Below are 12,361 nucleotides of genomic sequence, written 5' to 3'. Positions count from 1 at the left end.
ACGCCCTCGTCGCGAAGAGCCAGCGCCGTGGACAGGGCGATCTGGCCGCCTGCGGAATCGCCCGCCAGGCAGGTCGCCCCGTATCTGTCGATACTTCGGCGCACCAGGGCACGCACCTTCTCGCGCGCCTCCGCAGCAGTGCCGAACGGTATCAGCGGGTAGATCGGGACGGTCACCGCCACCGACGCCTCCGCGGCGATTCGGGCGGCGAGATGCCAGTGCTGGTGGACGATCTCGTTGACCCATCCACCACCATGCACGTACACGGCGGCGCCTCGCGCGTCCGCGGGAAGGATCGTGTAAACCGGCGAGCCCTCGAGAAAGGGACCGCGAGGTCTGAGTGACCCGCGATCCCTTGTCCCGACTGGTGCCCCCGATAGGAATCGAACCTACGACCTTTGGTACCGGAAACCAACGCTCTATCCCCTGAGCTACGGAGGCGTACCGATCGAGACTATCACCGCGCGATGGCGGGCCAGGATCACTCCGCCGGAACCCGGACCGCGATGATCCGCACGGTCGCGGCGGGATCGAGGCGGTGCTGGACCGATTCGGGCACCTCGATCAGCTCGGCATCCGGCATGATCTCGTCGAGTCGCTGCGCCGCGGACGTCAGCATCGGGAAGGTGTCGACTCCGCAGAGGATCGTGACGGGTGCCTCCACGTCGGCCATCGCGATCGTCGGGGTCGAGAGCTGTCGAGTGAGCGTCGCGTCGTACACCGTCGACTGCGCGAGGGGCACGAGGTCGGCGAACATGGGGCTGGACCGGATCTGCTCCACCATCGCCACGGGCAGGCCGATCGCCTCCAGCTGGAACGTCGTGATGGCATCGCCGCCGCGCCCGTCGTCGACGAGCGCCTGCAGGCGCTCCGGCAGATCGTCCGCCGGCTCGTCCTCGCCGAAGTGGAACGGCGGCTCGGACAGGAACAGCCGGGTGACGGGCACGCCGAGCGATGCCGCGAACAGCGCGAGCACGGCGCCCGACGAATGCCCGATCACGGCCGCGGCCCCGCCGACCGCCTCGATCACGGCGGCCAGGTCTTCGGCCTCGCGTACGGGCTCGCTGCCGCGCGCGTCGCCGCTTCCGCCCCGGGCCCGCCGGTCGAACGTCACGGCGCGGAACCCGGCGTCCCGCAGCGCCTCGGCGAGGGGACGGGCATCCCGCGCCTGCGACATGGCGCCGTTCACGACCACGATGGTCGGTCCGTCCCCCATCGCGTCGTAGGCGATCCGGGTGCCGTCGGCCGAAACGGTGTGCTGCATCCTTCGATGCAACCGCCCGATCCTGCTCCGGTCAACCCCGCAGCGGGCCGAAAACGAAGATCGCCCCGAAGCCGAAGCTCCGGGGCGATCATTCTGCGAGGGGCGGTTCCCGTCTCCCGGCCATTGCGGGCCGTTCCGTTTCCGTTCTCTGTTCGCACGACCAAACATACGCGTCGGTGTCCGGTCGTCAAGGGTTCACTTCCAAGTCATCTCATCCTCAACTTCAAGGTGAGAAATCCCCAGACCAAGGTCGTAATCCATCAGAAACGAAGATCGCCCCGGAGCCGAGGCCACGGGGCGATCATCAGTGCGAGATCTGTCTCCGTGTCCGGCTCCCTTGCGGGTTCCTCGTCTCTGTTTTCCCCTCGCAGGACTGAAGATACTCTGCCCCCGCGCGACGTCAAGTATTCACCCCGAAGTCGCTTCCACCTGAGCGTTAACGTGAAGGATACCGACCGGTCAGTGCTCGGTGGAGACGAGCTTCAGGCCCACGACGCATCCGACGAGGCCGAGGATCAGGAGCATCTTGACGACGGAGAAGTCCTCGTCGCCGGTGACCATCGCGTAGACCACGGTGAGCGACGCGCCGATGCCGACCCACACCGCGTAGGCCGTCCCCGTCGAGATGTCGCGCATGGCCCACGCGAGACCGCCCATGCTCATCAACAGCGTGACGCCGAAGACCACCGTGGGCCAGAGCTTGGTGAAGCCCTCGGACTTTCCGAGCGCCGTCGCCCAGACGGCTTCGAGCACACCGGACACGATGAGGATGACCCACGACATGACTGACTCCTTGGCCAGTCTTGTCGCTCACCGGGTACTGATCCGTCGTCCGGGGATCCGGCTCCGGATCCATCCCCCACGCTAGCGCTCCGCCCTGAGCAGCGCCTGGGCAGCGGGGCCTCGTCAGACGAGGAAGATCCCGTCGAGAAGCCCCGGGTTGTGCGCGTGCACGAGCACGAGGAACACCACGGCGTCGAACAGCAGATGCACCGTGACGACATACGTGAGCGAGCGGGTCTTCATGAAGATGAAGCCCTGCAGCAGCGCGAACGGGATCGTCAGGAGAGGACCCCACGCCTGGTAGCCGAGCTCCCACAGGAACGACACGAACACGATCATCTGCAGCACGTTGGCGGTGCCGTCGGCGAAGTGCCGGCGCAGGAGCGCGAAGCACGTGCAGATGAAGAACAGCTCGTCCCAGATGCCCACCGCGCCGACGCCGACGAACAGCCGGGCGATGAGCTCGGGAGTGTCGACGACGGGCCAGTTGAGGTAGACGCCCGACGTGATGAAGTAGAACGGCAGGATCAGCCAGCCGAGCACCAGCACGGCGACGAGCCACGTCCATTGGAAGGTCGTCCACCGCCCGCCGCCGCGCCACGGGAAGCGGATCGCGTGGTCGCGGTAGACCCAGCGCGAGATCACGTACGGCACGGCCACTGCTCCGCCGAGCGCGAGCGCGAACCGCAGGATCGCGAGGTTGTCGAGCTCGGCCTTGAGCGGGATCACGCTCACGATGAGCAGACCGACGGCGATCAGCGACGCGTCGCGCAGGATGCTCGGACGCCGGACGGACGTCTCGGATGCCTGCGCCGCGGCGACCTGCGCGGGCGAGCCCGTGCCGGCGACGAATGCGAAGTCGGTCTGGGAGCGTGACTGCCGCTCCACGAGCCAGGCGGCGAGGAGACCTGCGGCCAGCAGCACCCACCCGAGCCAGGCGATCCGCACGACGAAGAAGGCGGGTGCGGCGAGGCAGACGAGCAGAGCGGGCGCGATCGCCCACGAGACCACGGGTCGATTCGGGGCGAGGGCGGCGGTCGGATGAGCGGGCACGGTCTCAGTCTCCCAGGGGATGCGCGATCTCGTCCTGCGGCATGCGCGCGATGAACAGCACGATCCAGCTCAGGACGAAGGGCACGATGCCGGCGACGACGAAGATCACCGGGATCGGCACGACCTTCGCCAGAGGTCCGGCGAGCGCCATCGAGACGGGCATGAGCGCGAGCGAGACGAAGAAGTCCAGGCTCGAGACGCGCCCGAGCATGTGCGTGGGCACCCGCCGCTGCAGCAGGGTTCCCCAGATGACGTTGCCGTAGCTGAAGCCGAACCCCATCGCGAAGACGGAGAGCAGCATGAGCGCGTACACGTCGGTGAAGCCGAGCACGATGTACGGCAGGGTCGAGAAGCCCCACGCGAGTGTCATGACGGTGAGATAGCGCCGCGGGAGCTTCCGCGACGACACGACGATCGACCCGACCACTCCCCCGACGCCGTAGACGGCGAGGAGGAAGCCGAACCACCTCGGGTCCTCGCCGATGCGGTCGCGGGTGAGGAACGGGAGCAGCACCTCCTCGGGTCCGAGCACGACCAGCACCCAGATCGTCGCGAACAGCAGTGTCCACAGCAGCCACCGTGTGCGAGCGGTGAAGCGCACGGCGTCGACGAGGTCGCGCAGCGCCCCCGACGAGACCGGGGCGTCGTGGGCGACCGGCGGTTCGGGCCGTACGAACAGGAGCAGCACGAGAGCCACACCGTGCGCAAGGGCGACGCCCACCGACGCGTGAGCGGGGGCGATCACGGCGGCCACGATCATGCCCGCGGCCGCGGGGCCGGCCGCCTGCTGGAGGGCGGGACGGATGGCCCCCTCGAGTCCGTTGGCGGCCAGGAGCTGGCCGGGCGGGAGGATGCGCGGGAGGATCGCACTGTACGCGGGGAAGAAGAATCCCGCCCCGGCGCCCAGCACGAACGCGACGATCGCGAGGTGCGGGATCGTCACGCCTCCGGCGAACCCCGCCGCGACGATCGTCGAGATCGCGAGCAGGTTGGCGGCCTCCACGACCCGCAGGACGAGCCGCCGCGACACGCGGTCGGCGACGATGCCGCCCGGGATCGCGCACGCGAGCAGGCCCACGGCCGACGCCGCGGCCACCAGCGACAGGGCGAGCTCGTCGCCGCCCGCGTCGATGACGCTGTAGACCATCACGACGGCCCACATCCCGGCGGCGAACACCGACAGCACGACGGCGGAGAACAGCATCCGGAAGTCGTGGTGCGCGAGCGGCCGGACGATCCGCCACCGGTCGGCCGGAGGCGACGGCGCCGGGGGGATCTCCGTCATCTCGGGACTCGGCGGTACGACAGGTCGCGGATGTCGCGGCCCACCCGCGCTCCCTTGCGCTCGAACGCGGTCTCGATGCGGCCGTCGAACCGAGGCGCCCACTCCCCCTCGAAGGCACGCGTGAACCCGGGCGCCGGATCGAGCGACTCGCGCATCTGGACGGCGTAGTCCTCCCAGTCGGTCGCGAGTCGCAGCATCCCGCCGTCCTTCAGGGCGTGGGCCGCGAGCGGGGCGAACTCCGGCGTGATCAGCCGTCGCTTGGTGTGCTTGTTCTTGTGCCACGGGTCGGGGAAGAAGATCCAGAGCTCGTCGAGGGATGCTTCGGGCAGCAGGTGCTGCAGCACTTCGGGGGCGTTCGCCTCGACGAGGCGGAGGTTGCCGAGCTCGGCGCGATCGGCGTCGAGCATCGTGCGGGCCAGGCCCGCCCGGAACACCTCGATCGCCAGGAAGTCCGTGTCGGGACGCGATCCGGCCGCATGCACGATCGCGTGCCCCTGCCCCGAGCCGATCTCGGCGATGAGGGGCGCGGTGCGCCCCCACACCGCGTTCGGGTCGAGGGTCGAACCGGGGAGGATGCTGGTGGCGGCGGCATCCCGCTGGACGTCGATGACGTAGTGCGGGGCGAGCTCCGACCACGCACGGTCCTGGGCCTCGGTCACCCGGCCGCTGCGCCGCACGAACGACACGGGCTTGTCGCGGTACGGGCGGGGCTCGGCTGGGGTCTCGGACACTCGACAAGGGTAGCCGGGCCGCTGGTGCGCGGGTGCCCCGGCAGCCGGGCGCCGACGGTCAGGCCGTGACGAAGTCGATGAGCTCCTCGACGCGGCCGAGCAGCGCCGGATCGAGATCGCGATAGGTCGTCACCGACGCGAGGATGCGCTGCCACGCGCGGGCGAGGTCGGCCTGATCGCGCGCGGGCCAGCCCAGCGCCCGGCAGACTCCGACCTTGAACTCGATGCCGCGCGGCACCTCCGGCCAGCGCGCGATGCCGACCGCCTGGGGGGTGACGCACTGCCACACGTCGATGTACGGGTGCCCGACGATCAGCAGGTGCGCCCCGTGCCGGCCGGCCGAGATGCGCTCGGCGATGCGCGACTCCTTGGAGCCGGGCACGAGGTGGTCCACAAGCACGCCGTACCTGCGCTCGGCCGACGGCGGCTCGCTCTCCAGCAGCTCCTCCAGCAGGTCGACGCCCTGGAGGTATTCGACGACGACGCCCTCGGCGCGCAGGTCGTCCCCCCACACCTTCTCGACCAGCTCGGCGTCGTGCCGACCCTCGACGAGGATGCGGCTGGGGCGAGCCACACGGGCGCGCGTCTGCGGAGCCGCGAACGAACCGGATGCCGTTCTCTTCGGCCCAGCGGGCGCCGACGGCGCGGGAGGCGTGAGGACGACATCCCGACCGTCGATCAGGAACCCGGGCCCCAAGGGGAAGAGCCGCTTCCTGCCCCGGCGATCCTCGAGCTCGACGTTGCCGCCGCCGACGCCGGTCACCGCACCGCAGAATCCGTCGGCCGCGACCTCCACCACGAGACCCCGCGACACCGCAACCCGCGGGAGCTGCTTCTGCGCACGGTCGCGCCAGCCTGCGGCCAGCACATCCGTGCCGTATCGATCGTCCATCGCGTGCCCTCCGAGTGCGCCACGCTACCCGCGGCGCGCATTACCACAGCGCAGCGACGCGCTTCATGGCGAACGCACACCCCCGCGCCTTCCGCCGCATGCTCCGCCCTGCATAGACTCGGCGCGGGGCTTGCTTCACGCCCCGTGGAGGGGGAACATGCGTGCGCGATGGGCAGCGGCGCTCACAGCGGCCGTCGTCGTGATGATCTCGAGCCTGGGCGGTGCCGCCTGGGCCACCGATCCCCTGGACCTGGGTTCGGGCTTCGTGCAGGATGACGCGGGCGTCCTCAGCTCGTCGCAGGCCGCCTCCGCGAACGAGGAGCTGAGCCGCGTCGCAGACTCCACCGGCGCCCAGCTCTACGTCGTGTTCGTCGACGCGTTCACCAATCCCTCCAGCAGCGAGGGGTGGGCCAATGAGACGGCGACGGCCAACGGCCTGGGTCCTCGGCAGTACCTCCTCGCGATCTCGACCGAGGGCCGGCAGCTCTACCTGTCGGCCGATTCCGAGGGCCCGCTCTCGAACGAGCAGATCACCGCAGTAGAGGATGCCGCAGCCGGGGCGCTGGGATCGAACGACTACGCCGGTGCCGTGACGGCGGCCGGCGCCGCATTCGAGTCCGCTCTCGCCGGCGGCGGTTCGGCAGCGGGCTTCCCGTGGCTCCTGGTCCTCCTCGCGGTGGCCGCGATCGCCGTCGTGATCTGGCTGATCGCGCGCCGTCGCCGCCGGGCGACGCAGCCCGCCGCCCCGGGCGGCGGCCCCGTGAACGAGATCGACACGATCGCCACCGCCGAGCTCGCGCGCCGCGCGGCATCCGCCCTCGTGCAGACCGATGACGCACTGCGCACGAGCGAGCAGGAGCTGGGCTTCGCCAAGGCCCAGTTCGGCGACGCCGCGACGGTGGAGTTCGAGCAGGCGCTCGGGCAGGCCAAGGCCGATCTCGACAGGGCCTTCTCGCTGCAGCAGCAGCTCGACGACTCGACGCCGGACAGCGAGCAGCAGGTGCGCGCGTGGAACGCGCAGATCCTCGAGCTGCTCGAGGGTGCGAATGCGCGGCTCGACGAGAAGGCCGCCGCCTTCGACGAGCTCCGCAAGCTCGAGCAGAACGCCCCCGAGGCTCTCGCGCGGGTGCAGGAGCAGCGCGTGAAGGCCGCCGCCGACATCGACGCCGCCGAGGCGTCGCTCACGAGGCTCGCCGCGTCGTACGCGCCCGCCGCCCTCGCGACGGTCGCCGACAACCCCGAGCAGGCCCGCCAGCGCATTGCGTTCGCCGATGAGCAGCTCTCCGCAGCCGAGCGGGCCATCGGCGCCGGAAACGGCGGGGAGGCCGCCGTGGGCATCCGCGCCGCCGAGGAGGCCGTGGGTCAGGCCGTCCTGCTCGAACAGGCGATCGACAAGCTCGGGACCGACCTCGCGCAGGGCGAGCAGGATGCCGTCGCCCTCATCGCCGAGCTCGAGCGCGACATCGCCACCGCCGGTGCCCTCCCCGACCCTGACGGCCGTGTGGCCGGCGTCATCGCCGCCACCCGGCAGCAGCTCGACGCCGCCCGGGCGAACCTCGCGAGCACGCAGAAACGTCCGCTCGTGACCCTCGAGGCGCTCGAAGCGGCGAACCAGCAGATCGACGGCGTCGTGCAGGGCGTGCGCGATGCGCAGGCCCAGGCGCAGCGCGCCCAGCAGATGCTGGGCCAGCAGATCATGCAGGCCCAGTCTCAGGTCTCCGCCGCGGAGAACTACATCACGGCGCGTCGCGGAGCCGTCGGCGCCGAAGCCCGCACACGCCTCGCCGAAGCCGGCGCGTCGCTCGTGCAGGCACAGCAGCTCCAGGCCTCCAGCCCCGAGCAGGCCCTCGCATACGCCCAGCGCGCCAACCAGCTCGCCGCGCAGTCGATCCAGGCAGCCCAGAACGACGTCGGCGCCTTCGACGGCGGAGGGATGGGCGGAATGTTCGGCGGGTCCTCCGGCGGCTCGAACGGGGGCGGGATGATGGGCGCCGTCCTGGGCGGCATCGTCATCAACTCCCTCCTCGGCGGCGGTGGAGGCGGCGGTAGCCGCGGATCGTCCGGCGGCTTCGGCGGCATGTTCGGCGGCGGGTCGTCGGGCGGCAGCCGCGGCGGCGGGATGCGCACCGGAAGCTTCGGCGGCGGAGGAACCCGCGCCCGTCGAGGAGGACGCCGCTTCTGACCAACCCCGTCCGCCGCACCGCGGCATCCTCTCCCCTTCGTCAACCCCGATAGATCCACCCTCATCAGGAAGGAAACACCGATGGCAAAGCAGTCCATCTTCGGTCGCATCTCCACGCTCGTCCGCGCGAACGTGAACTCCCTCATCGACTCGGCCGAGGATCCTCAGAAGATGCTCGACCAGCTCGTGCGCGACTACACGAACAACATCGCCGACGCCGAGGCGGCCATCGCCGAGACGATCGGCAACCTGCGCCTGCTCGAGCGCGACCACCAGGAGGACGTGCAGGCCGCGACCGAATGGGGCAACAAGGCCCTCGCCGCGAGCCGCAAGGCCGACGAGCTTCGCGCGATCGACCCGGTCGGCGCCGACAAGTTCGACAGCCTCGCCAAGATCGCGCTGCAGAAGCAGATCGGCGAGGAGCGCGAAGCACGCGCCGCCGAGCCGCAGATCGCCTCGCAGACCGAGGTCGTCGACAAGCTCAAGAGCGGCCTCAACGGCATGAAGGGCAAGCTGGAGGAGCTCAAGTCGAAGCGCTCCGAGATGCTCGCCCGCGCCAAGGTCGCCGAGGCGCAGAACAAGGTGCACGACGCGATCAAGTCGATCGACGTCATGGACCCCACGAGCGAACTCGGCCGGTTCGAAGACAAGATCCGCCGCCAGGAGGCCCTGGCGGCCGGCAAGGCCGAGATCGCCGCCTCGACGCTCGATGCGCAGTTCGAGAGCCTCGAAGACCTCGGTGAGCTCACCGAGGTCGAGGCGCGGCTCGCCGCCCTCAAGGCCGGCACGCCGCAGAGCGCGATCGAGCAGTAAGACCTCGACACCGACGGCGCCGGACCCCTCGGGGGTCCGGCGCCGTCGTCGTCCTCCTGTTCACGCAGAGCGGATTTCGCACGGGGCGAACCGGATGCCGCGGCCGCGCCCCGTGCGGGAGGATGTGGACATGACCCGGTTCATCGTGGTGCCCCAATGGCAGGGATCCCCTTCGTCACGGGCGATGCAGCTCATCGACGGGGCGCAGGCCATCGCGGGCGATCTGCCGCGCGCAGCCACCACCGTGCTCGACGTCCCCATGGAGGCCGGCGAGTCGCTCGGCACCGGGGTGCATCGCTTCAGTGCGCTGCGGCGCATCCGCGCACTCGTCGACGACGCGGTCGCGGGCCACAGCGAGCCCGTGCTCGTCGTGGGCGGCGATTGCGGCGTCGCTGTCGCGCCCGTCGCGGCTGCGCTGCAGCGCCATCCCGGGCTCGCCGTCGTGTGGATCGACGCCCACCCCGACCTGAACTCCGCCGAGTCGACGCCGTCGGGCGCGTTCGCGGGCATGGTGCTCCGGGCGATCGTCGGCGACGGGCCAGACGGTCTCGCGCTGTCTCCCGATGCCGTCCGGCCGTCGCGCGTCGTGCTGGCCGCGGCCCGCTCGTTCGATCCCTCCGAAGAGGAGTTCGTCGCCGAGCACGGCATCCCGATCGTGTCACCCGACGGGCTGTCCGACCCCGAGGCGCTCGTCGCCGCCGTGCGTGCCACCGGCGCCGATGCGGTCTACGTGCACGTCGACCTCGATGCGCTCGATCCATCGGCGATCGCCGGCAACGCGCATCCCGAGCCCTTCGGCGTCTCCGTCGCCGACCTGACGGCCGCGATCACCCGTCTCCGGGGCGCGTTCCCCCTCGCGGGGGCGAGCATCGCGGGCTACTCCCCCGCGTCTCCGTCGGTGGCCGACGACGATCTCGGCGCGATCCTCCGCGTCGTCGGAGCACTCGCGTGAGCCCGATCCCCACCCCGCCCACCGGCTGGCGCGCCGCGGCGGAGCGTGCGGTCGTGCGGGGGCGGCGCATCGACCGCTTCCTCCCGGGGTTCCTCCTCGACAGCCCCGTCAGCCGTGTCGGCTACTGGTACGGCAGCGCGGTCGGGTGGACGTGGGGGGCGCTGCTGAGCACGGGGCGCATCGAGAAGCGCGAAGGGCTGTGGGTGTTCCGCGGGATGCCGGAGTGGGCCTTCGGCCGCGGGGGCGTGTGCGTCGGCGGCTGCTACCTGACGGGCGACACGACGGTCACCGACCGGGTGCTGCGCCACGAGGCCGTGCACGCACGACAGTGGCGGCGCTACGGATTCCTGATGCCGCTGCTGTACGCGGTCGCCGGACGCGATCCGCTGCGCAACCGCTTCGAGATCGAGGCCGGCCTCGAAGACGGCAACTACGTGCCGCGCGGCACGCGCTGACCGGCATCCCTCGGTCCCCGCCCCCGCGCACCTCGGAGGAACCTTCGTTTGCGCGAGAAACCCCACCTCCCACCCCCGTCCCGCGCAAAACCCCGGCAGAAACCCGCGTTCGCCTGAGGAAGCCCGCGTCGCGGGGTTTCTCAGGCGGTTCGAGGTTTCTCGATCAGTCGAGAAGCAGGGGGACAGCCATTCGCGGGCCGCAGGCAGGCGGACGGCCCACCGGCGAGCGGCGGCGCGGGTCAGCGTGCGGTCGCGAGACCGAAACGCTCGGGAGTGTGGATCGCGGCGGCCGCGATGCCGAGACGCGCGGTCAGGTGGTCGACGATGTCGGCCGTGCCGAGGTATCCGCCGAGCAGGTGCACGCGCGTCGCGTCGTCGCCGTCGGTGCACAGCATCTCGTCGGCCCACGCGGTGACGGCGCGCGAGAGCGCCTCACCGGCCACGCAGCCGCGCCCGGATCCGGGTGCTCCGCTGCGGACCGATCGGTCGAGCCACGTCAGCGTCATCCGCGCCGGCACCGAGAGGGAGGCCTGCCACGAGGCATCCGGAACCTCGATGAACACGCGACCCGTCGAGCAGATCGGCAGGGTCGCCAGGAGAGCCTCGAGCTCGGCGAGCGCGTGCTCGTCGGCCGTGATGAGGTGCTGCACGCGCGTGTGACGCGACGTGCGGCAGACGGAGGCGTTGTGCTCGGCGGTGGTGATCATGACACCTCCACTATACGCCTGAGATAGGCCAGCCTTACCTGAGTATCAGCGTGGAGAGTCCACCAGTACCCGACGCAGCTCGGCGAGCTCATCGGCGCGCAGACCGTTCGCCTCCAGGTAGGCCGAGGGCGAGCCGTACCTCGCCGTGAGATCCGCGAGGAGATCGCGCATGACGGGCGCCGGCGAGCGCGTCGTGAGCTCCTCCAGGTTGCGGGCCTCGGGATGCTGCGCGCGCACCCACTGCAGCACAGCCCGATTGCGTCGCTCGGGAAGGAGCGTCTCCGTGCGGGCGTAGTCGGCGATCACGGCCTCCTCGTCCACGCCCGCGGCGGCCAGGGCGATCGCCACCGTGACCCCGGTGCGGTCTTTGCCGACCGTGCAGTGCACGAGGACGGGCTGATCGTGCACCACCCCGCGCACCACCTCGACGACACCGGGCGCGGAGTCGTCCACGATCCGACGGTAGAGCTCGGCGAGGGTCAGGTCGTCGGCGAAGAACGACGCGACCGAGCCGAGGAACAGAGGCACGCGCTGCACCGGGATGCCGAGTCCGTCGAGCCTGCTCGGCTCGTACGCCACCTCGTCGTCGTCGCGCAGGTCGATGACGCGCCGGAGCCCGAGGGCCGCGAGCGCCCCGCGCCCGCTGTCGTCGAGGCGGGCGAGCTGCCCGGAGCGGTACAGGATGCCGGAGCGGGTCGCGCCGTCGCCTGCGCGAAGACCCCCGACGTCGCGGAAGTTGAGCGCCCCGGGGACGAGCGGCGACGTCATGCCGGAGCGGCCGCCGCCCGAGGGGGGACGGGATACCGGCCCGCGATGGCGACGCGGTTGAACGCGTTGATCGCGACGAGGATCCAGCTGAGCGCGACGTACTCCTCTTCGCTCAGGATGCCGCCGACATGGTCGTAGACCTCGTCGGGCACTCCGTCCTCATGGATGAACGTGAAGGCCTCAGCGAGTTCGAGAGCCGCGCGCTCCCGCTCGGAGAAGACGCCGGACTCGCGCCACGTCGCGATCTGCGCGATGACGTCCGCGTCGAGTCCGGCGGCGAGGCCCCGGTCGACGTGGACCCGGACGCAGAACGCGCATCCGTTGAGCTGCGACGTGTGCAGCTGCACGAGCTCGCGCAGCCGGGCGTCGATGCCCGCCGCGTCGGCGACACCGGCAACCGTCCGCGAGAAGGCCTCGAGGGTCTTGTACGCCTCGGGGGCCGACCGTGACAGGTGCACGCGACGTTCGCTCATGGC

At 70.9% G+C, this 12,361-nt stretch carries 14 protein-coding genes, 1 tRNA gene and 1 riboswitch; of the genes, 4 read left to right on the top strand and 11 right to left on the bottom strand.

All coding sequences use genetic code 11. The features are described from left to right. The 8 genes from B0B14_RS15780 to B0B14_RS15745 form a co-directional block, all read right to left on the bottom strand. The coding region (locus B0B14_RS15780; protein WP_256714418.1) for an alpha/beta hydrolase at positions 1–266 on the bottom strand (266 nt) is incomplete at its 3' end. A gap of 99 nt (positions 267–365) precedes the next feature. Beyond that, positions 366–441, bottom strand: a tRNA-Arg gene (locus B0B14_RS15775). A gap of 40 nt (positions 442–481) precedes the next feature. Beyond that, positions 482–1,264 (bottom strand): alpha/beta fold hydrolase, encoded by a 783-nt coding sequence (locus tag B0B14_RS15770; RefSeq protein ID WP_076683558.1) that lies wholly within the window; start codon positions 1,262–1,264, stop codon positions 482–484. A 459-nt stretch (positions 1,265–1,723) separates the two neighbouring features. After that, a complete protein-coding gene (locus B0B14_RS15765; RefSeq protein ID WP_076683556.1) occupies positions 1,724–2,047 on the bottom strand; it encodes a DMT family transporter in 324 nt (107 codons plus the stop codon). 9 nt (positions 2,048–2,056) lie between these two features. After that, positions 2,057–2,121, bottom strand: a riboswitch (guanidine-III (ykkC-III) riboswitch). Positions 2,122–2,170: 49 nt separating this feature from the next. After that, positions 2,171–3,100: a CPBP family intramembrane glutamic endopeptidase gene (locus B0B14_RS15760; protein WP_076683554.1), complete on the bottom strand. Its 930-nt coding sequence runs from the start codon at positions 3,098–3,100 to the stop codon at positions 2,171–2,173. Between the two features lie 4 nt (positions 3,101–3,104). Further along, complete coding sequence (locus tag B0B14_RS15755) at positions 3,105–4,385, bottom strand: MFS transporter (RefSeq protein ID WP_076683552.1); 1,281 nt, start codon at positions 4,383–4,385, stop codon at positions 3,105–3,107. Further along, positions 4,382–5,116 carry a tRNA (guanosine(46)-N7)-methyltransferase TrmB gene (trmB, locus tag B0B14_RS15750; RefSeq protein WP_076683550.1) on the bottom strand — a complete coding sequence of 245 codons (735 nt, stop codon included), beginning with the start codon at positions 5,114–5,116 and terminating at the stop codon, positions 4,382–4,384. The genes B0B14_RS15755 and trmB overlap by 4 nt, the downstream gene beginning before the upstream one ends. Positions 5,117–5,174: 58 nt before the next feature. Continuing rightward, positions 5,175–6,008, bottom strand: coding sequence for a DUF3097 family protein (locus B0B14_RS15745; RefSeq protein WP_076683548.1), 834 nt, complete (start codon positions 6,006–6,008; stop codon positions 5,175–5,177). A 157-nt stretch (positions 6,009–6,165) separates the two neighbouring features. On the opposite strand from B0B14_RS15745, the gene B0B14_RS16915 reads away from it, so the two are divergent. From B0B14_RS16915 to B0B14_RS15725, 4 genes are all read left to right on the top strand, one after another. Next, on the top strand, positions 6,166–8,190 hold the full coding sequence (locus tag B0B14_RS16915; RefSeq protein WP_076683545.1) for a TPM domain-containing protein: 2,025 nt from the start codon (positions 6,166–6,168) through the stop codon (positions 8,188–8,190). Between the two features lie 81 nt (positions 8,191–8,271). Continuing rightward, positions 8,272–9,003, top strand: a complete 732-nt coding sequence (locus B0B14_RS15735) for a PspA/IM30 family protein (RefSeq protein WP_076683544.1) — start codon at positions 8,272–8,274, stop codon at positions 9,001–9,003. Positions 9,004–9,133: 130 nt separating this feature from the next. After that, complete coding sequence (locus B0B14_RS15730) at positions 9,134–9,955, top strand: arginase family protein (protein ID WP_076683541.1); 822 nt, start codon at positions 9,134–9,136, stop codon at positions 9,953–9,955. Further along, positions 9,952–10,410, top strand: coding sequence for a Fe-S oxidoreductase (locus B0B14_RS15725; RefSeq protein WP_179085349.1), 459 nt, complete (start codon positions 9,952–9,954; stop codon positions 10,408–10,410). The genes B0B14_RS15730 and B0B14_RS15725 overlap by 4 nt, the downstream gene beginning before the upstream one ends. Before the next feature lie 239 nt (positions 10,411–10,649). On the opposite strand, the gene B0B14_RS15720 is transcribed toward B0B14_RS15725, so the two are convergent. Genes B0B14_RS15720 through B0B14_RS15710 form a run of 3 tightly spaced genes read right to left on the bottom strand, consistent with a single transcriptional unit; the run spans position 10,650 to position 12,358 of the window. Further along, positions 10,650–11,117 (bottom strand): SIP domain-containing protein, encoded by a 468-nt coding sequence (locus B0B14_RS15720; RefSeq protein ID WP_076683536.1) that lies wholly within the window; start codon positions 11,115–11,117, stop codon positions 10,650–10,652. Positions 11,118–11,162: 45 nt separating this feature from the next. Further along, positions 11,163–11,885: a tyrosine-protein phosphatase gene (locus tag B0B14_RS15715; protein WP_076683534.1), complete on the bottom strand. Its 723-nt coding sequence runs from the start codon at positions 11,883–11,885 to the stop codon at positions 11,163–11,165. Then, a complete protein-coding gene (locus tag B0B14_RS15710; protein ID WP_076683531.1) occupies positions 11,882–12,358 on the bottom strand; it encodes a carboxymuconolactone decarboxylase family protein in 477 nt (158 codons plus the stop codon). The genes B0B14_RS15715 and B0B14_RS15710 overlap by 4 nt, the downstream gene beginning before the upstream one ends. Positions 12,359–12,361 lie beyond the last annotated feature (3 nt).

Origin of the sequence: Microbacterium sp. RU33B, assembly GCF_900155915.1 — a bacterium.
Classification (GTDB): Bacteria; Actinomycetota; Actinomycetes; order Actinomycetales; family Microbacteriaceae; genus Microbacterium.
The sequence above is the reverse complement of the archived record's forward strand: the minus strand, read 5'-3'. Positions and strand labels throughout refer to the sequence as shown.